The sequence below is a fragment of the Luteimonas terricola genome (assembly GCF_004352845.1).
Lineage (GTDB): Bacteria > Pseudomonadota > Gammaproteobacteria > Xanthomonadales > Xanthomonadaceae > Luteimonas > Luteimonas terricola.
The window spans coordinates 252068-276985 of the sequence record NZ_SJRX01000001.1 but is presented as its reverse complement, the minus strand read 5'-3'; the positions used below and the strand labels follow the sequence as shown (position 1 = coordinate 276985).

Sequence of the window (24918 nt, the reverse complement as noted above, 5' to 3'; positions counted from 1 at the left end):
GTGCCTATTCCGGATCGTAGTCGAGGTTGGAGGCCAGCCAGCGCTCGGCCTCGGCCAGCGGCACGCCGCGGCGCTTCGCGTAATCGGCCACCTGCTCCTTGCCCAGGCGCCCGACCACGAAGTACTTGCTGCCGGGATGGCTGAAGTAATAGCCGGACACGGCGGCGGTCGGCAGCATCGCGAAGCCGTGGGTGAGCTCCATGCCGGCATTGCCGGTGGCGTCGAGCACGCGGAACAGCTGTTCCTTCGGGCTGTGGTCCGGGCAGGCCGGGTAGCCGGGGGCCGGGCGGATGCCGCGGTAGGCTTCGGCGATCAGCGCATCGTTGTCCAGCGATTCGCCGGGCGCGTAGCCCCAGTACTCGGTGCGGACGCGGCGGTGCAGGTGCTCGGCCAGGGCTTCGGCCAGGCGGTCGGCCAGCGCCTTGAGCAGGATGCTGCGGTAGTCGTCGTGGTCGGCGCGGAAGCGCTCCAGGTGCGGTTCGATGCCGATGCCGGCGGTGACGGCGAACATGCCCATCCAGTCGCGAAGGCCGGTCTCCTTCGGCGCGATGAAGTCGGCGAGGCAGAAGTCCGGGCGCTCGACCGGCTTGTCCACCTGCTGGCGAAGGAAGTGGACCGTGGCGATGCTCCCGTCCCCGCTTGTGGGGGCGCCTTGCAGATACAACTCCACGTCGTCGCCGACGCTGTTGGCGGGCCAGAGGCCGAAGACGGCCTTCGCGGTGAGCCACTTTTCCCTGATGATCGTGTCGAGCATTTCCCGCGCGTCGCGGTAGAGCTCGCTGGCGGCGGCACCGACGACTTCGTCGGTGAGGATCGCGGGGTAGCGGCCAGCCAGTTCCCAGGCCTGGAAGAAGGGCGTCCAGTCGATGGTGTCGACCAGCTCGGCCAGCGGGTAGTCGTCGAACACGGTGATGCCGGGCTTCGCCGGCTGCGGCGGGACGTAGTCGTCCCAGCCGCCGTCGAAGCGCTGGCCGCGGGCCTTTGCCAGCGACACCAGGCGCTTGGCGTCGCCGCGGTTGCGGTGGCGCTGGCGGATCTCTGCGTAGTCGGACTCGTTGGCGGCGACGAAGGGCGGGCGCAGCTCGGCGGAGACCAGCGACTGCGCCACGCCGACCGCGCGCGAAGCATCCTTCACCCAGATCGTCGGCGACTTGTAGTGCGGGTCGATCTTCAGCGCGGTGTGCGCTCGCGAGGTCGTGGCGCCGCCGATCATCAGCGGGATGGTCATGCCCCGGCGCTGCATCTCGCGCGCGACGTGGCCCATTTCCTCGAGCGAGGGCGTGATCAGCCCGGAGACGCCGATGATGTCGGCGTTCTCGGCCACTGCGGTGTCGATGATCTTCTGCGCCGGCACCATCACCCCGAGGTCGATCACCTCGAAGTTGTTGCAGGCAAGCACCACCGCGACGATGTTCTTGCCGATGTCGTGGACGTCGCCCTTGACGGTCGCCATCACGATCTTGCCGTTGTTCTTCCCGGTATCGCCCGTGCGCAGCTTCTCGGCCTCGATATAGGGCAGCAGGTAGGCCACCGCCTTCTTCATCACCCGCGCCGACTTCACCACCTGCGGCAGGAACATCTTGCCGGCGCCGAACAGGTCGCCGACCACGTTCATGCCGTCCATCAGCGGGCCTTCGATCACGTCCAGCGGCCGGTCGCTCAGCTGCCGGGCCGCTTCAGTGTCCTCGACCACGTACTGGTCGATGCCATGCACGAGGGCGTGGCTGAGGCGCGCGCGGACGTCCTTCCCGCGCCAGGACAGGTCTTCTTCCTGCTTCTGCCCCTTGCTGCCCTTGTAGCGCTCGGCCAGCGCCAGCAGGCGCTCGGTGGCGTCGGAGCGGCGGTTGAGCACCACGTCCTCGACGTGCTCGCGCAGCTCGGGCTCGATATCGTCGTAGATCGTCATCGCGCCGGCGTTGACGATGCCCATGTCCATGCCCGCACCGATGGCGTGGTACAGGAACACCGAATGGATCGCCTGGCGCACGGTCTCGTTGCCGCGGAAGGAGAACGAGACGTTGGAGACGCCGCCGGACACGTGGCAGTGCGGCAGCGTCTGCCGGATGATGCGCGTGGCCTCGATGAAGTCCACGGCGTAGTTGTCGTGCTCTTCCAGCCCGGTGGCGATGGCGAAGATGTTGGGGTCGAAGATGATGTCCTCGGGCGGGAACCCCACCTGGTCGACCAGGATGCGGTAGGCGCGGGTGCAGATCGCCACCTTGCGCTCGACCGTATCGGCCTGTCCGTCCTCGTCGAAGGCCATGACCACGGCCGCGGCGCCGTAGCGCAGCACCTTGCGCGCCTGCTCGATGAACTGCTCCTCGCCCTCCTTGAGCGAGATCGAGTTCACCACGCCCTTGCCCTGCAGGCACTTCAGCCCGGCCTCGATCACGTCCCACTTCGAGGAATCGACCATCACCGGTATGCGCGCGATGTCGGGTTCCGACGCGATCAGCGTCAGGAAGCGGGTCATCGCCTTGGCCGAGTCGATCAGCCCCTCGTCCATGTTGACGTCGAGGATCTGCGCACCGCTCGCGACCTGCTGCCGCGCGACCTCGACCGCCTCCTCGAAGCGGTCGTCCTTGATCAGCTTCTTGAACTTCGCACTGCCGGTGACATTGGTGCGCTCGCCGACGTTGACGAACAGCAGCTCCGGCGTGATCACCAGCGGCTCAAGGCCCGACAGGCGGGTGTAGCGGGGCGTGTTCATGCGGAAGCCTTTTTTGCCACGGATTTGCGCGGATAAGCGCGGATAGGGCAGAAACGGGAGCAAGAAAGAAAGCCTTTTTTAGCCACGGATTTGCGCGGGTTTACGCGGATCTGGCCGAGGCCGGTCTTGGGAGATTCTTTGCAGGGGCTTTTCGACGAATTGAGGATCGTCCACGAGCTGGTGCAGGCCCGCGGAGATGCAGCCGACAGGGCCTCAGCCCAATCCGCGCAAATCCGCGTAAATCCGTGGCCAAAGCTGTTCGCTCTATCCGCGTAAATCCGCGCGCATCCGCGCAAATCCGTGGCAAAAACGCTCCTTGCCCCGTTCACGCCGCAGCCTCCAGCGAGCCCGGCAGCCGGCGCGGGGGGATGCCGCGAACGGCATCGGCGATGGCGCGGATGTGGGCCGGGGTGGTGCCGCAGCAGCCGCCGACCAGGTTCAGCAGTCCCGCACGGGCGAACTCTTCCAGGATGGCGGCGGTTTCCTCGGGGGTCTCGTCGTACTCGGCGAAGGCGTTGGGCAGGCCGGCGTTGGGATGCGCGCTGACGTAGCACTCGGCCACGCGTGCAAGGGTCTCGACGTGGGGCCGCAGCTCCTTGGCGCCCAGCGCGCAGTTCAGGCCGATCGACAGCGGCCGCGAATGCGTCACCGAGATGTGGAAGGCTTCGGCGGTCTGCCCCGAAAGGGTGCGGCCGGAGGCGTCGGTGATCGTGCCGGAGATCATTACCGGCACGCGGGCGCCGCGGGCGTCGAAGGCCTCTTCGATCGCGTACAGCGCGGCCTTGGCGTTGAGGGTGTCGAAGATGGTTTCCACCATCAGCACGTCGGCGCCGCCGTCGACCAGTCCGTCCACCGCCACGCGGTAGTCCTCGCGCAGCGCGTCGAAGCTGGTGTTGCGGAAGCCCGGGTCGTTGACGTCGGGGCTGATCGAGGCGGTGCGGCTGGTCGGGCCGATCACGCCGATCACGAAGCGCGGTTTGTCCGGCGTGGCAGCCTCGGCGGCGTCGCAGCGCGCGCGGGCCAGGCGCGCGCTTTCGAAGTTGAGCTCGCGCACCAGGTGCGGCAGGCGATAGTCGGACTGGCTGGCCGCGGTGGAGTTGAAGGTATTGGTCTCGACCAGGTCGGCGCCTGCGTCCAGGTAGGCGTCGTGCACGGCGGAGATGATGTCGGGTCGGCTCAGGCTCAGCAGGTCGTTGTTGCCCTTGAGATCGTGGCCGCTGCCATCGCCCGGGTGCAGGCTGTCGAAGCCGTCTGCGAAGCGTTCGCCGCGGTAGTCCGCCTCCTCCAGCCGGTAGCCCTGGATCATCGTGCCCATGGCGCCGTCGATGACGAGGATGCGGGTGGCCAGCGCGGCTTCGAGCAGCGCGACGCGATCGGGATGGAGCCAGGGGAGGGTGCTCATGGCTTGCCTGCGATCAGGGAGACGACTTCGAAGTGCGGCGGCCGCTTCTCGCGCGTGACCGTCTCGCAGGACTGCAGCTCGAGGCCGGCCTTGTCGACGAAGCGGCGCAGCTCTTTTTCGGTGAAGCCGAGGTTGATGTGGCCGAAGGCCTCCACCGCGCTGCGATGGCCGTGGCGCGCCAGGCTGGTGAGCAACAGGCGGCCGCCGGGACGCAGCACCCGGGCGGCTTCGGAGACGGCCGCGGCGGGCTTGCCGGCGTAGGTCAATGCGTGCATCAGCACCACCAGGTCGAAACTGGCCTCGTCGAAGGGCAGGGCGTGCATGTCGGCCTCGCTCACCTCGACGTTGCGGTAGCGCTTCAGCCGCTCCTGCGCCGCGGCGACCACCCGCGGGCTGGTGTCGATGCAGACGTAGCGCTTCGCGTGCGGGGCCAGCAGCTCGGCCAGCACGCCGTCGCCGGACGCGATGTCGAGCACGTCGCCGGTTTCCAGCAACGGCAGCGCCGAGCGCGCCATCGCCTCCCAGGTGCGGCCGGGCGAGTAATGGCGCTCCATGTCGCCGGCGACGGAATCGGCCCAGTTCTGGTCCGCGGCGCGCATCGCCAGCACGCTGGCCACGCGCTCGGCGTCCTGGCGCAGCAGCGGGTCGTCGCTGCCTTCGCGCAGCGTTTGCCACAATGCGCGCTGCGCCGGGTCGAGGCGGTCCTCGTCGAATCGGTAATAGGCGGAGACGCCCGCGCGCCGATCGCGCACCAGTCCCGCTTCCTTGAGCCGCGCGAGGTGGGTGGAGACGCGCGGCTGGGCGAGGCGGGTGATGGCCGAAAGCTCGGCGACCGTCAGTTCTTCGCCATCGAGCAGGGCCAGCAGTCGCACCCGGGTGGCGTCGGCCAGCACCTTGAGGTGGCTCGACCAGGCTTCGAGGTCCATACATATCTTCCCATCGCGATATAGCGATGCATTCTCCGGCGGGATCCGCGCAGGGTCAAGCGCGGCGGGTGCCGACTGTCGAAGCCGCGCGACGGGCAGGCTAGAATGGCGGTCTTGCCAACAGCTGCCGCGCGCGTGCGCGGCACGACTCAGGAGCAGCGCGTGGATTTCAGCTTTACCGAAGAGCAGTTGATGATCCAGGACGTGGCCAGGCGGATCGCGCAGGAGAAGATCGCGCCGAGCGCCGGGCACCACGACCAGACCGGTGAATTCCCCCTCGAGAACATCCGCCTCCTGGGTGCGAACGGGCTCATGGGGATCGAGGTGCCGACCGAGTACGGCGGTGCCGACATGGACCCGGTGGCCTATGTGCTGGCCATGATCGAGATCGCCGCCGCCGACGCCGCGCACTCCACGATCATGTCGGTCAACAATTCGCTGTTCTGCAACGGCATCCTGACCCACGGCACCGAAGCGCAGAAGCAGACGTACGTGCGCGCGATCGCCGAGGGCGAAGAGATCGGCGCCTTCGCGCTGACCGAGCCGCAGTCGGGTTCCGACGCCACCGCCATGCGCTGCCGCGCCGTCAAGCAGGCCGACGGCAGCTACGTGGTCAACGGCAAGAAGAGCTGGATCACCTCCGGCCCGGTGGCCAGGTATTTCGTGCTGTTCGCGATGACCGACCCCGACAAGGGCGCGCGCGGCATCACCGCGTTCCTGGTCCACGGCGACCGCGAGGGCTTCGGCCGCGGCAAGACCGAGCCCAAGCTCGGCATCCGCGCCTCGGCCACCTGCGAGATCGAGTTCAACGACTACGTCGTCAAGGCCGACGAGGTGCTGGGCGAGGAGGGCCAGGGCTTCAAGATCGCCATGGGCGTGCTTGACGCCGGCCGCATCGGCATCGCGTCGCAGGCCATCGGCATCGCCCGCGCGGCCTACGAGGCGACCATCGAGTACGTGAAGGAGCGCAAGGCTTTCGGCCAGCCGATCGGCGCGTTCCAGATGACCCAGGCCAAGATCGCCGACATGAAGTGCAAGCTCGATGCGTCCCTGCTGCTGACGCTGCGCGCGGCGTGGACGAAGGGCCAGGGCAAGCGCTTCAGCAACGAGGCCGCGATCGCCAAGCTCACCGCGTCCGAGGCTGCGATGTGGATCACCCACCAGGCGCTGCAGATCCACGGCGGCATGGGCTACTCCAGGGAAATGCCGATCGAGCGCTACTTCCGCGACGCCAAGATCACCGAGATCTACGAAGGCACCAGCGAGATCCAGAGGCTGGTGATCGCCCGGCATGAGACCGGGCTGCGCTGACGCATCGACGACCGTGCAGCCCATGCCGACACCCTGCCACTGCCCGCGTCCCGTGCCGATCCCGATCCCGGGCGCCGACGCGACGGCGACTTCTGGTTCCTGACGAAACGACCCCTTGGCCCGTGCCTGTGCGCGGGCCTCATTGCATCCGGATGACGACATGAGTACCCCAAGCAAGAAGGCTTCGGCCCGCACCTCCACCACCGCGAACGCCAAGACCGGCAAGGTCGCCAAGACAGGCAAGACAGGCAAGGCCGGCAAGACCGTGGAGCGCCGCGCCGACGCGCGCACAGGCCAGCTGCTCGATCCCGTGCTCGCCGCCATGCGCAAGCGCGTCGGCAAGGCCGGTGGCGACGATGCCACCGCCTTCGCGAACGCCTTCTACAAGCGCATGGGCGATGACGAGATCGCCCTGCACGAGGCCGACGGCTGGGCGGCACTGGCCGCCGATTTCCTCGCCTTCCTCGGCAAGCGCAAGCCCGGCACGGCCAGCGTGCGCCTGTTCAACCCGACCCTGGCCACCCACGGCTGGGAGACGCAGCACACGGTGCTGCAGATCGCCAATGACGACATGCCCTTCCTGGTCGATTCGGTGAGCATGGCGCTCGCCGAGCTGGGCGTGGGCGTGCACGTGCTCGGCCACCCGGTGGTGGCGCTCGAGCGCGACCGTGCGGGCAAGCTGAAGCGCGTGGGTGATGGCGCACCGGAATCGCTGATCCACATGGAGATCGATCGCCAGTCGCCCGAGGGCTGCGCCCGCATCGAGGCCGCCGTGCGTGGCGTGCTCGAGGACGTGCGCGCGATCGTCGAGGACTGGGTCGCGATGCGTGCGCGCATGGAGCAGGTCGCGGACGGGCTGGACGGCCAGCCGCTGCCGGTGTCCGACGCGGAACGCGCGGAGATCCAGGCCTTCCTGCGCTGGGCCGCGGACAACCACTTCACCTTCTTCGGCTACCGTGAGTACGAGGTGGTGAAGAAGGGCCGCGACGACGTCCTCCAGGCCGTCGACGGCAGCGGCCTGGGCCTGTTGCGTGGCCGTGACGTCGGCAAGCCGCGCCTGCTGAGCACGGTCGGCGCGCAGCGCACCGCGCGCACGGTGGAACCCTTGATCCTGACCAAGACCAACGCCCGCTCCACGATCCATCGCCCCGGCTACATGGACTACATCGGCCTGCTCGGCTTCGACCGCAAGGGTGGCAAGGCCATCACCGAGAAGCGTTTCCTCGGCCTGTACACCTCCAGCGCCTACAACCGCCGCCCCTGGGACATCCCGATCGTGAGCGACCGCTACGAGCAGGTCATGGGCGCTTCCGGCCTGGCCGACACCGGCCACAGCGGCAAGGCGCTCAAGCACATCCTGGAAACGCTGCCGCGCGACGAGCTGTTCCAGGCCTCCAGCGGCGAGCTGCAGCGCGTGGCCAGCGGCATCCTCGGCCTGCAGGAGCGCGTGCGCAGCCGCCTGTTCCTGCGCCGCGACCACTACGGCCGCTTCTATTCGGTGCTCGCCTATGTGCCGCGCGACCGCTACGACACCGTGGTCCGCCTGCGCGTGGAGGCGATGCTCAAGGACGTCCTGGGTGCCGACCACGTCGACACCAATGTCGCGCTTGGCGAATCGCCGCTGGCGCAGTTGCACATGCTGGTCCGCCCGCGCACCGGCGAGGCGGTCGACGTCGACGAGTCCGCGCTGCAGTCGCGGCTGGCCGCGATCGTCCGCAACTGGCAGGACGACCTGCGCGAGACCCTGATCACCGACCACGGCGAGGCCCGCGGCCTTGCGCTGGCCGCGGGCTGGGGCCGTGCGCTGCCTGCGCAGTACATCGAGCGCGCCACCCCGGCCGTCGCTGCCGCCGACGTCGCCCACCTCGACGCGCTGGCCGCTCCCGACGACCTGCGCCTGAGCCTGCGGCGCTCCGCGCTCGACCAGCCTGGCGAAGGCACCTTGCGGCTCAAGCTCTACCGCGCCGGCCATGACGTCCCGCTGTCGGACGTGCTGCCGATGATGGAGAACATGGGCCTGCGCGTGATCGCCGAGCATCCGCACCGGCTCGAGGGCCCGTTGTCCGCAGAGGCCGCCGCACGCGTGGCCTATATCCAGGACTTCGAGGTCGAGGTCGTCGGCGGCGCCGAACCCGACGCCGCGCGCTTCGAGGAGGCCTTCGCGCGCATCTGGCACGGCGACGCCGAGAACGACGGCTTCAACCGGCTGGTTGCCGCGGCCGGCCTGGACTGGCGCCAGGTGTCGATGCTGCGCGGCTACTGCAAGTACCTGCTGCAGGTCGGCGTGCCGTTCTCGCAGAGCTACGTCGAGGAAACCCTAGTCCGCTACCCGCAGCTGGCGCGGCAGCTGGTCGAACTCTTCGAGGCCCGCTTCGACCCCGCGGCGGACAAGGCCCGGGACGCGCGCATGCGCGCCGCGCACGCCGCGATCAAGGACATGCTGGAGCGCGTCGCGAGCCTGGACGAGGACCGCATCCTGCGCGGCTACGTGGGCGTGATCGTGGCCACCCTGCGCACCAACTACTACCAGGTCGACGGCGAAGGCACGCCGAAGGACTACATCGCCTTCAAGTTCGACTCCGCCGCGGTGCCCGACCTGCCCAAGCCGCGTCCGTACCGCGAGATCTTCGTCTGCGGCCCGCGCGTCGAGGGCACCCACCTGCGCTTCGGCCCGGTGGCGCGCGGCGGCCTGCGCTGGTCCGATCGCCGCGAGGATTTCCGCACCGAGGTGCTGGGCCTGGTGAAGGCGCAGATGGTGAAGAACACCGTCATTGTGCCGGTCGGCTCCAAGGGCGGCTTCATCGTCAAGCGTCCGCCCGTGGGCGGCGACCGCGACGCCGTGCAGGCGGAAGGCATCGCCTGCTACCGCCGCTTCATCAGCGGCCTGCTCGACGTGACCGACAACCTCACGGTGGACGGCAAGGTGCTGCCGCCGGCCAACGTCGTGCGCCACGATGATCCCGATCCGTACATGGTGGTCGCCGCCGACAAGGGCACCGCGACCTTCTCCGACATCGCCAACGGCATCGCCCGCGACTACGGCTACTGGCTCGACGACGCGTTCGCGTCCGGCGGCTCGGTCGGCTACGACCACAAGGGCATGGGCATCACCGCGCGCGGCGCCTGGGAGTCGGTCAAGCGCCATTTCCGCGCGCTCGGCCACGACACCCAGAAGCAGGACTTCACCGCGGTCGGCGTCGGCGACATGTCCGGCGACGTGTTCGGCAACGGCATGCTGCTGTCCAGGCACATCCGCCTTCTGGCGGCGATGGACCATCGCCACATCTTCGTCGACCCGAACCCGGATTCGGCGAGCTCGTACAAGGAGCGCCAGCGCCTGTTCAAGGTCCCGCGTTCGAGCTGGGACGACTACGACAAGAGCCTGATCAGCAAGGGCGGCGGCGTGTTCGCACGCAGCCTGAAGTCGATCCCGGTGTCGCCGGAGATGCGCGCGGCGCTCGGGCTTGCCGACAGCGTGGCTGCGATGAGTCCCAACGAGTTGATGTCGGCGGTGCTCAAGGCGCCGGTGGACCTGCTGTGGAACGGCGGCATCGGCACCTACGTCAAGGGCGCGGGCGAGACCCACGCCGACGTCGGCGACCGCGCCAACAACGCGATCCGCGTCAACGGCGGCGAGCTGCGCTGCCGCGTGGTGGGCGAGGGCGGCAACCTCGGCATGACCCAGCGCGGACGCATCGAAGCGGCCCAGGCCGGCGTGATCCTCAACACCGACTTCATCGACAACTCCGCCGGCGTGGACACCTCCGACCACGAGGTGAACATCAAGATCCTGCTCAACGCGCAGGTACAGGCCGGCAAGCTCAAGCTGGCCGACCGCAACACGCTGCTCAAGTCGATGACCGACGAGGTCGCCGGCCTGGTGCTGCACGACAACTACCGCCAGAACCAGGCGCTGAGCCTGATGGAGCGGATGAGCGTGCCGCGGCTGGGTTCCAAGCAGCACTTCATCCGGACCCTGGAATCGCAGGGCCTGCTCGACCGCCAGATCGAGTTCCTGCCCAGTGACGCCGAGATCGCCGACCGCAAGGCGCGCAACCTCGGCCTGACCCGGCCGGAGCTGGCGGTGCTGCTGTCGTACTCCAAGCTGGTGGCCTTCGAGCAGCTGCTCAACTCCGACATCCCGGAAGATCCGTACCTGTCGCGCGAGCTGCAGCGCTATTTCCCGCAGCCGCTGCAGGCCAAGTACGCCAAGGCCATGGAGCAGCACCGCCTGAAGCGCGAGATCATCGCCACCGCGGTCACCAACTCCACCATCAACCGCATGGGCGCGACCTTCCTGCTGCGCATGCAGGAAGACACCGGACGCACGCCGGCCGAGGTCGCCAAGGCGTTCACGGTCACCCGTGAAACGCTCGAGGCGCGGTCGCTCTGGGCACAGATCGACGCCCTGGACGGCAAGGTGGCCGAGTCGGTGCAGATCGACGCCCTGCAGGTGATCTGGGCGCTGCAGCGTTCCTTCACCCGCTGGCTGCTGTCGCGGCCGGGTGCGCTGCCCGACATCACCAGCGCGGTCACGCGCTACCACGACGGCTTCGAGGCGATCCGCGCGGGGGACGACATCCTCACCGCGGCGCAGCGTCCGGCCTATGAGCAGTCACTGGCCGACTGGCGTGAGAAGGGCGTGCCCGACGCGCTTGGCGGCCAGCTGGCGGCGCTGCCGTACCTGGAAGCCTGCGCCGACAACATCGAGCTGGCGCGCGAGCGCAAGCGCAAGCCCGCGGAGGTCGCACGCGTGCACTTCCGCCTGGCCGACGCGCTCAACCTGCCCTGGCTGGTCGAGCAGATCGATGCACTGGCGGTCGACGGCCGCTGGCACGCGGTCGCCCACGGAGCGCTGCGCGACGAGCTTGCCGCCCAGCATCGCGCGCTGGTCGGGCAGGTGCTGTCGATGCCGGGACGCGATGCCGACGCCAAGGTCGCGCAGTGGGTCGGTCGCGACGATGCTGCGCTGAAGTTCACGCTCGGCATGCTTGCCGAACTGGCCGCGCAGAAGACGCTGGATTACCCGACGGCGTCGGTGGCGGTGCGCAGGCTGGCGCAGCTGGCGAGCGTGGGCTGAGGCAGGGCCGACCTCCGGGACCCCTTCCCCCGGCCTGCGGGGGAAGGGGGCGCTTCAAGCGGGGATGGGCGGGTATGCTTGGGGCATGACCGGGTCGCCGCGCATCGCCTTCCTCGCAAGCCCCACCGCCGACGCCCAGGCGGCGCTCGCGCAGTTCACCGCGCGCCACGGCCAGTGCGCGCCCGAGGACGCCGACATCATCTGCGCGCTCGGCGGCGATGGCTTCATGCTGCAGACCCTCCACCGCCACGCGGCGCTGGGCAAGCCGGTGTATGGCCTGAAGCTGGGCACGGTCGGCTTCCTGATGAACCACGACCAGCGCGAAGGTGGCACCGTGCCCGACCTGATGGCGCGGCTGGAGGCCGCCGAGCCGGCCGTGCTGCGGCCGCTGGACATGGTCGTGACCACCGAGTCCGGCGCCAGCGTCGGCTCCCTGGCCTACAACGAGGTCTCGCTGCTGCGGCAGACGCGGCAGGCCGCGCACATCTCGATCGAACTCAACGGCCAGGTGCGCCTGGACGAGCTGGTCTGCGACGGCGTGATGCTGGCGACGCCCGCAGGCAGCACCGCCTACAACTACTCGGCGCAAGGCCCGATCCTGCCGCTGGGTTCCAGCGTCGTCGCCCTGACCCCGATCGCCGCCTTCCGGCCGCGGCGCTGGCGCGGGGCCCTGCTCAAGGCCGATACCGTGGTGCGCTTCCGGGTGCTGGATCCGTACAAGCGCCCGGTCAGCGCCACCGCCGATTCGCATGAAGTCCGCGACGTGGTCGAGGTCACCATCCAGGAATCGCGCGACCGCACCGTGACCCTGCTCTTCGATCCCGAGCACAACCTCGAGGAACGCATCCTCAGCGAGCAGTTCGAGGCCTGAACGTGCTCCTGGCTTGCCCGGGAACGCTTAGCGTGCGGGCGCGCCGTCGCCCTTGGCCACCGCGAAGGGGCGCACCCGGTCCACCAGCGCCATCAGCACCCGTCCCGGTTCTTCCAGCGGCGCCAGGTGCGCCGAGTGCTCGAACCACACGGCGTCCTTGCCAGGCGCTTCCACCCGCGCCACCCAGTCGGCAGCCTGCTGCGAGGGCGTGGTGTAATCGTGCCGTCCCATGAACATCACCACCGGTGCGCCGACCTTGCGCACGGCGCGGAAATCCACCGCGTTCCACTCCGCCATGATCCGGTCCAGCGTCAGCATGCTGCCCTCGTGGATCGCGCGGCGGTCGGCCTCGCTGTAGTCCGGCGACAGCCGCTGCGCGGCGAAATACTGGTCGGCGTTGCTGCGGTAGCCGCTGAGGCCGCCGTAGTGGATGCTCCATTTGCGCTGCGTGCCGATGCGGTCGCGGTGCAGCGGTTCGGATCCGGGGTAGGGCGCCAGTGCTTCGAGTTCGGCGACGGCCTCCCGATTGTCTTCGGCGCGTGCGCGGCGCAGGGCGTAGTCGTAGCCGAGGGTCTCGTTCTCCTTGACGCTGATGATCTGGCCCAGGCCGACGTAGACGTGCAGCCATTCCGGGCGCCGCAGCAGCACTTCCATGCCGATGATCGTGCCCCAGCTGTGGCCCATCACCACCACCCTGTCCTTGCCGAAGCGCTCGCGGAGGAGCGCGATCAGTTCGAGCGCGTCGTCGACGTAGCGCTCGATGTGGATCGTGTCCGCGACCGCGGCGGGGTCGTTCGCCAGATGGGTCTTGCCGGAGGCGCGCTGGTCCCACTGGACCACGGTGAAGTAATCCTCCCAGGCGCGCTGGAAGGTCCAGCTGGCCGGCATCATCGGCTGTGCCGGGCCGCCGTGCAGGTACAGCAGGATCGGATTGTCGCGATCGGCGCCGCGCACCGAGATCCACTGGTCGATGCCGCCCAGGCGCACCTGTTCCAGGGCTTGCACGCCATCCGGCGTGACCACCTGCTGGAGGTCGGCGAGGATGCGCTTGGCGTCCGCATAGGGCTCATCCGCCGGCGGGGATGGCGCAGCGGATGCCGTCGTGGCGAAGCCAAGCAGCAGGGCAAGCAGGACTGCTGCGGGATACCGTGTATGGGCGATGGATTGCATGGTCGGGCCTTGTCCGCGTGGTGGCGGCAGCTTCGCAAGCGCCGGCGCGCCGCAGGCAGTGTCAACGGTCACGCCCGGATCGCACATCTCGCTCCCTGCGACGGCCATCACGCATACTGGCCGCATGCCATCCGACGTCCTGCCACCGCTGATCGTTGCCATCTCCTCCCGGGCACTGTTCGACCTGGAGGACAGCCATGCACTGTTCGAAAGCGATGGCATCGAGGCCTACGCCGACCACCAGCGCAGCAAGGAGGACGAGATCCTCGAGCCCGGCATCGCCTTCCCGCTGGTGCGCAAGCTGCTCGGGCTCAACGATGGAGCCGCTCCCGACGCGCCGCGCGTGGAGGTGATCCTGCTGTCGCGCAACTCCGCCGACACCGGGCTGCGCATCTTCAACTCCATCCAGCACCACGGCCTGGCGATCGCGCGCGCCACCTTCACCTCGGGCGAGCCGACCTGGCCCTATATCCGCCCCTTTGGCGCACAGCTGTTCCTGTCGGCCAATCCGGACTCGGTGCGCGCGGCGCTGGAGAACGGCGTCGCCGCGGCCACCATCCTGCCGGCCAAGGCGCCGGCGCACCGCCACGACCAGCTGCGCATCGCTTTCGACGGCGACGCGGTGATCTTCGGCGACGAGGGCGAACGCGTGTCGCGCGAGGGCGGGATCGAAGCCTTCCACCGCCACGAAAGGGAACGCGCCCACGAGCCACTCTCGGGCGGCCCGTTCCGCGGCTTCCTTGACGCCCTGCATCACCTGCAGGCCGCGTATCCGCCCGGGGAGGCCTCGCCCATCCGCACTGCGCTCGTCACCGCGCGCTCGGCGCCGGCGCACGAGCGCGTGATCCGCACCCTGCGCGAATGGGGCGTGCGCCTGGACGAGGCCCTGTTCCTGGGCGGCCGCGCCAAGGGTCCGTTCCTCGACGTGTTCGGCGCCGACATCTTCTTCGACGACTCGCAGCACAATATCGACAGCGCGCGCCAGCATGTCGCCACGGGCCATGTCCCGCACGGTGTCGCCAATCCCGGCTGAGTCGCCGGAGGCCTGCGGGTCGCTGTGTTAGTATTGCCGGCGTTACGCGCAAATAGCCGCATATTTACGTCCGATAGATGACGTTCGCTGGCTTTGCAGTCGCTTCGAGCTGCCTTCCGCGCGTACCTTCGAGCCTGGTTCTGCCTTGATTCCACGGGTGCAGCCCCGCTGCAGCCGGGCTCCCCGCGCCCGCCGGGCGCCGTACCGAACAAGGAGATCCAGTCGCATGACCCTTCGTATCGCCGTTCTCGGCGCCGGCCCGAGTGGCCTGGCGCAGCTCCGCGCCTTCGACGCCGCCCGCCGCGCGGGCGCCGACGTGCCCGAGGTCGTCTGCTTCGAAAAGCAGTCCGACCTGGGCGGGATGTGGAACTACACCTGGCGTACCGGTCTGGACGCGCACGGCGAGCCGGTGCACGCGAGCATGTATCGCTACCTCTGGTCGAACGGCCCCAAGGAATGCCTGGAATTCGCCGACTACAGCTTCGAGGAGCATTTCGGACGCCCCATCGCGTCCTATCCGCCGCGCCCGGTACTGCGCGACTACATCATGGGCCGCATCGAACGCAGCGACCTGCGCGGGCAGATCCGCTTCGACACCGCCGTGCATTCGGTCGAGTACAGCGAGGACACCGGCAGGTTCACCGTCACCGTGCGCAAGCTCGAGGACGACCAGCTGGTCGCCGAGGAGTTCGACTACGTGGTGGTGGCCACCGGCCATTTCTCCACGCCCAACGCGCCCGGCTTCAAGGGCCTGGACCAGTTCCCGGGCCGCGTGCTGCATGCCCACGACTTCCGCGACGCCTGCGAATTCACCGGCAAGGACCTGCTGCTGGTGGGCAGCAGCTATTCGGCGGAGGACATCGGCACGCAGTGCCACAAGTACGGCGCCAGGTCGGTGACCTTCAGCTACCGCAGCGCGCCGATGGGTTACCAGTGGCCCGAGGCCTTCGACGAGCGCCCGCTGTTGCAGCACGTGGAGGGCAATACCGCGCACTTCATCGACGGCAGCAGCCGCGACGTCGATGCGATCATCCTGTGCACCGGCTACCAGCACCACTTCCCGTTCCTGCCCGACGCGCTGACCCTGCGCACCAGCAATCGCCTGTACCCGCAGGATCTCTACAAGGGCGTGTTCTGGATCGACAACCCCAAGCTCATCTACCTCGGCATGCAGGACCAGTACTACACCTTCAACATGTTCGACGCCCAGGCCTGGCTGGCGCGCGACATGATCCTGGGCCGGATCCCGCTGCCCGATGCGCAGGCCATGCGCGCCGACAGCGATCGCTGGTTCGCGCGTGAGAACGCGGCCTCCAGCGTCGACGAGGACATCGATTTCCAGGCCGCCTACGTGCGCGACCTGGTCGACCGCACCGATTACCCGGAGTTCGCGATCGAGCAGGTCGCGGAGATGTTCAAGGAGTGGATGCGGGACAAGGCCGAGGGCATCCTCGATTACCGCAACAAGAGCTACCGTTCGACCATCACCGGCACCCTGGCACCGCCGCACCACACGCCGTGGATGGAGGCGATGGACGACTCGCTGGAGGCCTTCCTGGAGGCGTCGACGGTCCCGGAACCTGAAACAGAACGGGAGCTCGCGCGGGCCTGATCAGCGCGGCGGGTCGGCTGGCGGCGGCAATCGCATCTCCGCCAGCCGCCAGCGCAGTCCGGTCCGGGTCAGCACCAGCTCCAGTTCGCTGCCGTCATCCATGGTGACCGTGGCGGTGGCACGCGAGAAGGACTCGAAGCGCAGCCGCGGGTCCGCGATCGGCTCCGGCTGCGCGCTGGTGTCGCTGCGCGTGGGTGGGGGAATGCCGCCCACCCGGTTCCAGACCTTGCGTCCCTCCATCAGCGCACCCAGGCCGACCGGGGTCACCATTGCGTCCACCAGGCCTCCGGCCAGGCCGCTCGCAACGCTCAGGCCGAAGGCGGCAAAGGGCCCGGACTGCGCGTCCACTCCCGCCGCGCGCACCAGGCGGTCCTGTATCTGCGGCTTCAGGCTAGCGCGCAATGCGGGGAAGTCCACGTGTCGCGCAAGCGCGCTCGCGTTCTCGGTCTTCACTGCCTGGCGGATGCCTTCGATGGCGCGCCACGGGCCGGTGGCGGTCCACGCCAGCAGCGCCACCAGCGCCGCGGCCACGATCCAGGGCAACCAGCGCAGCGTGCGGGTGTCGGCCATGCTCAGAACTCCAGGTCCAGCGCAGCGCAGAGGTAGTCGACGAAGGGTGCGAGGTCGCGCAGGTCCTTTGCAAGCACCTGCCGCAGGCGCGGGCCGGTCACGGTGGCGTCGTCGAGCGCGCGCCAGGCCACGAAGCTGCGATGGCGCAGGTCGTCGATGAAGGCGAAGTCGGCCGGGAAGCCGCGCGGCAGGCGCACCAGCATGTCCTCTTCGTCCAGCGCATAGCGGCGCCGGAACGCGGGCGCGTGCGCCGCGGCCTTCCAGCCGGCCGGGTTGTCGACGATGAACTGCCGGATCGTGCGCAGCGTCGGCGACTCCGGCCGCCAGATGCCGGCGCCGACGAAGCAGCCGCCGGGCTCGATGTGCAGGTAATACAGCGGCGATGCCAGCTCCCGCCGGCGCGCATGGAACAGGCGCGCGCCCTGCCAGGTCTTGTAGGGGCGCTTGTCGTTGGCGAAGCGGGTGTCGCGCTGGATGCGGTACAGCGAACCGCCGACCGTGCGCGGATCGGCCCGGAACTGCAGGCTCACTTCGGCCAGGTCGGGTCCGAGATCGGTGACCAGGCGCTGCAGCGGGTCGCGCACGTGCGCTTCGTAGTCGTGCTTGTGGGCGTGGAACCAGACGCGCTCGTTGTTGCGGGCGAGTGCGCGCAGGAAGCGGAAGGTCCTGTCGGTGAAATAGGAGCTCATGGGGATGCGTCGGGCGCGAGGCCTGCGGCGAGGCCGCGGCCCCACTGCTCGAGCCTGTCGAGGAGGGCCTGCCTGCCGTCGCTGCCGGCGTGTTCTCCGCGCAGGCGCGTGAGGTCGTCGAAATACGCGTCGAAAGTGAGTTCGGACAGGCCGGCGTCGCCGCTCAGGCGCAGGCGCCGGTAGTCGTCCCAGCGCATGCGCTCCGCGGCGTCGAGGGTGTCGGGCCAGTTGCGCGCACGGTAGCGGAACAGCAGCTCCGGCAGCCTCGGGTCCTGGAAGCCGAAATCGCGCGCGCCGAGCTGTGCGGGCGGCGTCGCGCGCACCATGGCCAGGCGGCCCTTGTCGCCGTCGCCGATGAAGCCGTCGTAGAGCGCGGCGTCGACGTCGGGCGGGACCCGGTTGCCGTCACGGTCGCGGACGAACACCCGGCGCACCTTTTCCGCGATCGCCGGACCGAGCGCGCGGATGCGCGCGGCGCGGGCCTCCGCGACACCGGGATCGATCCCGAGCCGCTCGAAATCCGCCGGCCGCAGGTGGTTCCACTGCACCAGGGCCGGGCTGCGGTTGGTATGCACTTCCTTGAGCGGCACCCGTGCAACGCCTTCGGGCAGGTCGGCCGTCCGCACATAGAGGCGGGCGGCGATCTCTTCCGGGGGCAGGGCCAGCAGGTCGTCGGGCTCGGTGTCGAGGTCGTAGACGATCACGCGGTTGCCGATCTGCGGATGCATCGCCAAGGGCAGCACGGCCGCCGCGCACATGCGCGCGGCGGGGTAGCGCTGCGAGACGTGCAGCACCGGCGCCATCGCCATCGGGTCGAGCAGGGCGGCGACGTGGCGCTTCTGGCGCAGCGCCAGCGCGTACTGCCACAGGCGCGGCTGCGCCTCGCGGAACAGCCGCGCCAGTCCGATCAGCGCGCGGACGTCGGACAGCGCCTCGTGCGCGTCGCCGCTGCGCACGTTGTTGGCTTCGGCCAGGTGCTCGAGCCGGAACGATATGCCGCCACCGTCCTCGCGCACGGGCCAGGCGATGCCCTCGGGCCGCAGCGCGTGCGCCAGGCGCATCACGTCGAGCAGGTCCCAGCGGCTGTTGCCGTTGCGCCACTCGCGCTCATAGGGATCGTGGAAGTTGCGGTACAGGCCGTGGCGCACGAACTCGTCGTCGAAGCGCAGCGAGTTGTAGCCGAGCGTGCAGGTACCGGGACGCGCCATCTCGTCGACGATCCGGGCGAAGGCTTCGGCCTCGCCCAGGCCCGTGGCCAGCGCGTCCTGCGGCGCAAGCCCGGTGACCATCGACGCGCCCGGCGAGGGCAGCAGATCGTCGGCGGCGCGCACCATGAACTCGATCGGGTCGCCGAGCTGGCGCAGTTCCGCATCGGTGCGGATGGCAGCGAACTGCGCGATCCGCGTGCGCCGTGGATCGATGCCCCAGGTCTCGAGGTCGTAGAACAGGAAGCTGTCGCTCACGTCGGTCGCGCCGCCTCTTCGTCTGCTTTTGCAGGAGCGGCCATTGCCGGTCCTGCAGTGGCTGCGGCGATGGTCGGGAGGCGGTTCATGCGGCGTCCTCCAGCGGTGGCAGGAGCCGCTCGATCTCGGCGGCGACGACTTCGAAGTCGACTTCGTCCACCGATGACAGGCCCTGCGTGGCCCGCTCCAGGATGCCGCGCTGCACCTCGCTGCGTTCCAGTGCGAGCGAGTAGGGAATCCGCATGAAGGTGACCATCGCGTAGTGCGGGATGAAGCGGGTGGGGTGCCGCGCCTGCAGTGCCAGCTCGAGTTCGCGCTGCAGCAGGTAGTCGGCGTCGTCGACGAGGTCGCGCATCTCGATGTAGTTGTCCAGCGCCATGCGCTGGATGGCCGCGGCATCGGGCATGCGCTGCGCCTCGAAGGCGGCGTAGGCCGTCGCCAGGTCGGCCGATGCGTCCAGCTGCCTTGCCAGCGCCACGCAATCCTCGAAGGCGCAGTTCATGCCCTGGCCGTGGAAGGGCACCATCGCGTGCGCGGCGTCGCCGATCAGCACGGCGTCGCCGCCGAGGTGCCAGCGGTCGAGGTACAGCGTGCCCAGGGTTCCGATCGGATTGGTGTCGAAGTCGTGCTCCAGCTCGGGGATCAGCGGCAGCGTGTCGGCGAAGTCGCGTTCGAACAGCGCGCGCGCCTCTGTGGCCGTGGGCACGGTCTCGAAGCTCGGGTCGCCCACGCCTTCGTCGCGCATCGCCATGAACAGGGTCACGGTGAAGGTGCGCTCGTCATTGGGCAGGGCGATGCACATGTAGCGGCCGCGCGGCCAGATGTGCAGGGCGTTGGGCTCGATTCGGAAGTCGCCATCGGCGGCCGGCGGGATCTCCAGCTCCTTGTAGCCATGGCCGAGCCAGTCGGTGCGTTCGCCCAGGTCGGCGCGCTGTCCCATCTGCGCGCGCAGCGTGGAGCCGGCGCCGTCGCAGCCGATCAGGGTGCTGAATCCGACCCGATGCAGCGCGCCGTCGCCCCGGTAGAAGGCCCTGCGCGCCGCGAAGTCCACGGCCTCGAGCCGGCGGTCGAAGTGGAGCACCGCGCCCGCGGACTCGGCGGCGTTGATCAGCGTGATGTTGAGCTCGCCGCGACTGACCGACCAGATCACCTCGCTGTCGTCGCGGCCATAGCGCTGCAGCTGTGGGGTGCCGTCGAGGGGATGCACCATGCGCCCGCGCATCATCACCGCCTGCGCCAGCACGTCGCGGTCGGCGTCGGCGGCGCGCAGCGCGTGCAGGCCGCGTTCGGCCAGCGCGAGGTTGATGGAGCGGCCGCCGGCGAAGCCGTGAAGGCGCGGGTCGCCGCGGCTTTCGTAAACCTCGACCTTCCAGCCGCGCTGGGCGAGCAGGGTGGCCATCAGTGCGCCGGCCAGCCCGGCGCCGACGATGGTGGCTTCGCGTCGCGCCGCGCCGGCCCCTGGCACCCCGGCCGCTGCGTGAGCAGTGCTCATCCGCGGCCCTCGCGCCAGGCCTCGGTGGCGCGGACGAAGCGCAGTACGTCGGCATGGCTGTTGTACATCGGCGCCGGCGAGATCCTGATCACGTCGGGTTCGCGCCAGTCGCCGACGATGCCCTGCGCGGACAGCGACTCGAACAGCGAGCGACCGGCGTCACGGCCACGCAGGCCGCGGCCTTCCAGCACCCGCAGCGAGAGCTGTGCGCCCCGTTGCTCCGGGTCGCGCGGCGTGGCGATGCGCAGGGTGTCCGGCAGGCGCTGGTCGATCAGCGTCTCCAGGTAGCCGGTGAGCGAATGCGACTTCGCGCGCAGCGCCTCCATGCCGACGCGGTCGAACAGCTCCAGCGAGCCGCGCAGCGGTGCCAGGCCCAGGATCGGCGGGTTGCTGAGCTGCCAGCCGTCGGCGCCGGGCGTCGGCTCGAAGGTCGGTGCCATGCGGAAGCGCGTGGCCTCGTCGTGTCCCCACCATCCGGCGAAGCGCGGGCGCCCGGTGCGCGCATGCCGCGCGTGCACGAAGCAGCCGGCCACCGCGCCCGGCCCGGAGTTCAGGTACTTGTAGTGGCACCAGACGGCGAAGTCCGGGCCGTCATCGTGCAGCCGCAGCGGCAGGTTGCCGGCGGCATGCGCCAGGTCGAAACCGACCACCGCACCGGCGGCATGCCCCAGCCGCGTGATCTCCGCGATGTCGAAGGCCTGCCCGCTCCGGTACTGCACGCCCGGCCACAGCACCAGCGCCAGCCGCGGGCCGTGTTCCTCGATGGCGCGCGCAATGGCCTCCATCGAGAACGTGCCCTCGGCCAGGTCGGGCTCGAGCTCGATCAGGTCGGTGGCCGGATCGAAGCCGTGGAAGCGCAGCTGCGACTCCAGCGCGTAGCGGTCGGACGGAAACGCCCCGGCCTCCATCAGGATCGCCGGCCGCTCGCGCGTGGGCCGATAGAAGCTGACCAGCATGAAGTGCAGGTTGGCGGTCAGCGAATTCATCGCCACCACTTCCGACGGCTCCGCACCGACCACGCGCGCCAGCGGCTCGCGCAGCAGCGCGTGGTAGGGCATCCACTGCGTGGTTCCGGTGAAGTGCGCCTCCACCGCTTCCGCCGCCCACTTGTCGAGCACGTCGAGCACATGGCCGCGTGCCGACGTCGGCTGCAGCCCCAGCGAGTTCCCGCAGAAGTACGCCTGCTCGCGGTCGCCGTGCCGCGGCAGATGGAATTCCGCCCGCAGCCCGCGCAGCGGATCGGCCTCGTCAAGCATTGCGGCGTGCTGGTCGGTGTACAGCTCGGTCATGGATAGAAAGCCTTTTTTGCCACGGATTTACGCGGATAAAAGCAGATAGGACAACAACTGTCTGGAGGGTCGGTCCACGTCAAGTTCTTTCGGCTCTGATCCGCGTAACTCGCGTAAATCCGCGGCAAAAAAGCTCTTATGAAAACCTCGATCGCGGCAGCCCGAGCCATTCGAGCGCGGTGCCGTGGTAGAGGCGGGACTGGCCGGCGTCGTCCAGGCGCAGTGCGTCGATGCCGGCGCCGGGTTCCTGTTCGCCCAGGGGGAAGGGGTAGTCGGTGCCCAGCATCACGCGGTCGATGCCGCAGGTGTCGATCAGGTACTCCAGCGCCTTCGAGTCGGCGACCCAGGAGTCGAAGTAGAGGCGCGACAGGTATTCGCGCGGGTTGCGCGGGTTGTCGGTGGCCACGAGGTCCGGGCGCATGTTGAAGCCGTGCTCGATGCGGCCGATGGTGTAAGGGAAGCTGCCGCCGCCGTGCGCCATGCAGATCTTCAGCTTCGGCAACCGCTCCAGCACGCCGCCGAACACGAGCGAACAGGCCGCGCGCGACTGCTCGGCGGGCATGCCGACCAGCCAGGGCAGCCAGTACTTGGGCATGGTGTCGGTGCCCATCATGTCCCAGGGATGGACCAGGATCGCGGCACCCAGGTCGGCCGCGGCCTCGAAGAAGGGGAAGAGCTCGGGCGCGTCCAGGTTCCAGTGCTGGCCGTCGGCCAGCTGGATGTGCGAGCCGATCTGCACGCCCTGCAGGCCGAGCTCGTCCATGCAGCGCTCCAGTTCCTGCACCGCCAGCCGCGGCGACTGCAGCGGCACCGTGCCGATGCCCGCGTAGTGGCGCGGATGCGCGCGGCAGGTCTCGGCCATGTGGTCGTTGAGCGCCTGGTGCAGCTCCAGCGCCTGGTTGGGCTTCGCCCAGTAGCTGAACATCACCGGCACCGTGCTGATCACCTGCACCTGCACCCCGAAGCGCGCGTAGTCGTCGATGCGCTCCTGCGGATCCCAGGTCTTGGACCAGATCTCGCGGAAGAAGCGGCCGTCCTTGTAGATCCGGTGGCGGCCGTCTTCGGTGTGGTGGATGACGGGAAAACGGTCGTCGCCGTACTTGCGCGCGAGGTCGGGCCAGTCGCGGGGGAGGTAGTGGGCGTGGATGTCGATTTTCAGCATGGTGGAATCCTAGGCTGCCCGTAAGGAGATGTCATTGCGTGGGTGGGGCTAGCCGAGCAGTGCGGAAACCCGTTCACAGGCGGCGACCACGTCCCGCACCAGCCTTTCCTCCACATCGACATGGCCTTCGTACTCGGCCAGGTTGCGGAGGTCGTGGGCCTTGGCGAGCACGCGCCAGACCTCGGGGCCGAGCCCAAGCGTATGCGGCAGCGCCTGGAACACGATATAGCGATGGTGCGCGCGGTAACCGCTGCGGCGTAGCGCGGCCAGGCACAGGGCATGCGCGGCGTTGTAGGCGAGGTCGAAGCGGCTCTCGATCGAAAGCGTGCCATTGCGCGAGTCGACCAGTCGTGCACGGCCAGACCGCAGCAGGCCGGCGACTTCGGCGTCGTCGGGTGGTTCCGGCGACAGAGGCTTTCCCGGCCCGGCAAGGTTCTCAAGCGGCGAGGCCATCCTCGCCTCCGATCAGCCAGATGCGCGGTTGCTGCAGCACGCGGGTGACGAAGCTGTTGCCGGAATCGATGCGCTGGCGCAGCTCGGCAAGGGTGTAAAGGGTGGGGTTGACCTCCCGCCCGAGCCGTTCGATGAAGGGATGCAGCGCGCCCATGACCTCGGAGTAGGCGAGATCATCGGACACCAGCATCAAGTCGATGTCGCTGCTCGCGACGTCGGTGCCCTTGGCCACGGAACCGTAGACGAAGGCGGCGCGGATGCGGTTGGCCAGCGGCGCGAGCGCTTCGCGCAGGGGCTCGGCCAGGCCGAAGGTCTTGCGCACGATGGCCACGAGTTCATCGTGGATGGGAGCGTGCGGGTTGGCGCTGTAGCGCTTCTGGTTGCCGACCTGTTCGACCTGCAGCAGCCCGCTGCCGGCCAGCCGGGCAAGCTCGCGCTGCACGGCGCCGCTGCCGGCTCCGGTGCTCTGGATCAGCTCGGTGACGCTGTAGTTGCGTCCAGGCTGGCCGAACAGGCAGCCCAGCACGCGGCGCTGCGTGGCGGTGAACAGGGCATCGGTCAGGCTCGCCTTGGCGAAGCGGGCCGCGGCTTCGCTGATCCGGGGTGTTGGTGGTTTGATGCCCATATTGGGCACATTAATGCCCAGATTGAGCATGGTCAAGCGCGCAGTGGTAGCGGGGGCGGGGTTTGAACCTGCGATGCTCAGGTGATGTCGGCCTGCGAATCCGCCTGCATCTCGTAGCGCGTCGGCCGCGGGTTGAGATGTCCGCAGGCCTTGCAGGTGCGCAGCGCCTCGCTGCGATAGAAGGTCTCGAACACGCGGAAGAAGTCCTGCTCGATGTCCTCGAGGTGGAAGAACTCTTCGTAGACCTTTTCGTTGCACTCCTCGCAGAACCACATCAGGCCGTCGTCCTCGTGCGCCAGCCGCCTGCGCTCGATCACCAGGCCGATCGAGCCCTCGGCGCGCTGCGGCGAGTGCGGCACGCGCGGCGGCAGCAGGAAGGTCTCGCCGGCGCTGATCGGCACGTCGCGGACCCTTCCATCCTCCTGGATGCGCAACACCATCTCGCCTTCGAGCTGGTGGAACCACTCCGGGCCTTCCTCCCAGTGGTAGTCGGTGCGGGCGTTGGGCCCGCCGACCACCATGACGATGAACTCGCCGTCATAGATGCACTTGTTGCCCACCGGCGGCTTGAGCAGGTGCCGGTTGTCTTCGATCCACTTCTGGAAGTTCAGCGGGGCGGGAATCATGGCGGGTCTCCCTGGAAGGCGGCGACGCACTTGAGCTCGATCGCGATCGGCGTCGGCAGCGCGGTGATGCCGAGCGTGGTCCGGCAGGGCGCGGTGGCGGGGTCGGGGAAATGTTCGGCCCAGACCGCGTTGTAGGCCTTGAAGTCGCGCGCCATGTCGGTCAGGTAGACGGTCACGTCCACCAGGTCCTCCCAGCGCGCGCCGCTGGCCTCGAGTACGGCGCGGACATTGGCGAACACGGCGTGGGCCTGGGCGGTGATGTCGTGGCGGAGCAGACCGCCGTCGGGGCCGTACTCGTTGCCGGGGACGCTGTCCGTGGCCGCGTCGCGCGGCCCGATGCCCGACAGGAACAGCAGGTCGCCCACACGCCGTGCGTGCGGATAGGCGCCGACCGGCTTCGGCGCGCTGTCGGTACGGAAAATGCGGCCGTCCAT

The 24918-nt window shown here is 69.0% G+C and carries 19 protein-coding genes; 5 read left to right on the top strand and 14 right to left on the bottom strand.

The window, feature by feature from the left end:
* Positions 1 to 4 precede the first annotated feature (4 nt).
* From metH to E2169_RS01315, 3 genes are all read right to left on the bottom strand, one after another.
* Entirely contained in the window at positions 5 to 2710 is a 2706-nt protein-coding gene (gene metH, locus E2169_RS01325) for a methionine synthase (protein ID WP_132984820.1), read from the bottom strand.
* A 325-nt stretch (positions 2711 to 3035) separates the two neighbouring features.
* A complete protein-coding gene (locus tag E2169_RS01320) occupies positions 3036 to 4112 on the bottom strand; it encodes a homocysteine S-methyltransferase family protein (RefSeq protein WP_132984819.1) in 1077 nt (358 codons plus the stop codon).
* Positions 4109 to 5038: an ArsR/SmtB family transcription factor gene (locus E2169_RS01315; protein WP_132984818.1), complete on the bottom strand. Its 930-nt coding sequence runs from the start codon at positions 5036 to 5038 to the stop codon at positions 4109 to 4111. The genes E2169_RS01320 and E2169_RS01315 overlap by 4 nt, the downstream gene beginning before the upstream one ends.
* Positions 5039 to 5143: 105 nt before the next feature.
* Between E2169_RS01315 and E2169_RS01310 the strand changes: the two genes are divergently transcribed.
* The 3 genes from E2169_RS01310 to E2169_RS01300 all read left to right on the top strand — a co-directional run bounded on the left by E2169_RS01310 (position 5144) and on the right by E2169_RS01300 (position 12300).
* Complete coding sequence (locus E2169_RS01310; RefSeq protein WP_370465105.1) at positions 5144 to 6349, top strand: acyl-CoA dehydrogenase family protein; 1206 nt, start codon at positions 5144 to 5146, stop codon at positions 6347 to 6349.
* 160 nt (positions 6350 to 6509) lie between these two features.
* Complete coding sequence (locus E2169_RS01305; protein ID WP_132984816.1) at positions 6510 to 11429, top strand: NAD-glutamate dehydrogenase; 4920 nt, start codon at positions 6510 to 6512, stop codon at positions 11427 to 11429.
* Between the two features lie 85 nt (positions 11430 to 11514).
* On the top strand, positions 11515 to 12300 hold the full coding sequence (locus E2169_RS01300) for an NAD kinase (RefSeq protein ID WP_132984815.1): 786 nt from the start codon (positions 11515 to 11517) through the stop codon (positions 12298 to 12300).
* A gap of 27 nt (positions 12301 to 12327) precedes the next feature.
* On the opposite strand, the gene E2169_RS01295 is transcribed toward E2169_RS01300, so the two are convergent.
* Positions 12328 to 13470 (bottom strand): alpha/beta fold hydrolase, encoded by a 1143-nt coding sequence (locus E2169_RS01295; RefSeq protein WP_165942290.1) that lies wholly within the window; start codon positions 13468 to 13470, stop codon positions 12328 to 12330.
* A 124-nt stretch (positions 13471 to 13594) separates the two neighbouring features.
* Between E2169_RS01295 and E2169_RS01290 the strand changes: the two genes are divergently transcribed.
* Together E2169_RS01290 and E2169_RS01285 are read left to right on the top strand one after the other, a co-directional pair.
* Positions 13595 to 14503 carry a 5'-nucleotidase gene (locus E2169_RS01290; RefSeq protein WP_132984813.1) on the top strand — a complete coding sequence of 303 codons (909 nt, stop codon included), beginning with the start codon at positions 13595 to 13597 and terminating at the stop codon, positions 14501 to 14503.
* 226 nt (positions 14504 to 14729) lie between these two features.
* Positions 14730 to 16115 carry a flavin-containing monooxygenase gene (locus E2169_RS01285; protein ID WP_132984812.1) on the top strand — a complete coding sequence of 462 codons (1386 nt, stop codon included), beginning with the start codon at positions 14730 to 14732 and terminating at the stop codon, positions 16113 to 16115.
* Here E2169_RS01285 and E2169_RS01280 read toward each other — a convergent pair whose 3' ends face one another.
* The 10 genes from E2169_RS01280 to E2169_RS01235 all read right to left on the bottom strand — a co-directional run bounded on the left by E2169_RS01280 (position 16116) and on the right by E2169_RS01235 (position 24918).
* Positions 16116 to 16685: a DUF2939 domain-containing protein gene (locus E2169_RS01280; RefSeq protein WP_132984811.1), complete on the bottom strand. Its 570-nt coding sequence runs from the start codon at positions 16683 to 16685 to the stop codon at positions 16116 to 16118.
* Positions 16686 to 16687: 2 nt separating this feature from the next.
* Entirely contained in the window at positions 16688 to 17374 is a 687-nt protein-coding gene (locus tag E2169_RS01275; protein WP_132984810.1) for a DUF2461 domain-containing protein, read from the bottom strand.
* Complete coding sequence (gene sbcB / locus E2169_RS01270; RefSeq protein ID WP_132984809.1) at positions 17371 to 18837, bottom strand: exodeoxyribonuclease I; 1467 nt, start codon at positions 18835 to 18837, stop codon at positions 17371 to 17373. The genes E2169_RS01275 and sbcB overlap by 4 nt, the downstream gene beginning before the upstream one ends.
* Before the next feature lie 85 nt (positions 18838 to 18922).
* Positions 18923 to 20329 carry an FAD-dependent oxidoreductase gene (locus tag E2169_RS01265; RefSeq protein ID WP_132984808.1) on the bottom strand — a complete coding sequence of 469 codons (1407 nt, stop codon included), beginning with the start codon at positions 20327 to 20329 and terminating at the stop codon, positions 18923 to 18925.
* The gene (gene kynU, locus E2169_RS01260; RefSeq protein WP_132984807.1) at positions 20326 to 21618 is read right to left on the bottom strand and encodes a kynureninase; all 1293 of its coding nucleotides are present in this window, start codon (positions 21616 to 21618) and stop codon (positions 20326 to 20328) included. The genes E2169_RS01265 and kynU overlap by 4 nt, the downstream gene beginning before the upstream one ends.
* 136 nt (positions 21619 to 21754) lie before the next feature.
* Positions 21755 to 22780 carry an amidohydrolase family protein gene (locus E2169_RS01255; RefSeq protein ID WP_132984806.1) on the bottom strand — a complete coding sequence of 342 codons (1026 nt, stop codon included), beginning with the start codon at positions 22778 to 22780 and terminating at the stop codon, positions 21755 to 21757.
* A 48-nt stretch (positions 22781 to 22828) separates the two neighbouring features.
* On the bottom strand, positions 22829 to 23233 hold the full coding sequence (locus E2169_RS01250; RefSeq protein WP_132984805.1) for a hypothetical protein: 405 nt from the start codon (positions 23231 to 23233) through the stop codon (positions 22829 to 22831).
* Positions 23217 to 23858 (bottom strand): nucleotidyltransferase domain-containing protein, encoded by a 642-nt coding sequence (locus tag E2169_RS01245; protein ID WP_207918342.1) that lies wholly within the window; start codon positions 23856 to 23858, stop codon positions 23217 to 23219. Before E2169_RS01245 ends, E2169_RS01250 begins: the two co-directional genes overlap by 17 nt.
* A gap of 77 nt (positions 23859 to 23935) precedes the next feature.
* Positions 23936 to 24484 carry a 3-hydroxyanthranilate 3,4-dioxygenase gene (locus E2169_RS01240; RefSeq protein ID WP_132984804.1) on the bottom strand — a complete coding sequence of 183 codons (549 nt, stop codon included), beginning with the start codon at positions 24482 to 24484 and terminating at the stop codon, positions 23936 to 23938.
* A complete protein-coding gene (locus tag E2169_RS01235) occupies positions 24481 to 24918 on the bottom strand; it encodes a RidA family protein (RefSeq protein WP_132984803.1) in 438 nt (145 codons plus the stop codon). The genes E2169_RS01240 and E2169_RS01235 overlap by 4 nt, the downstream gene beginning before the upstream one ends.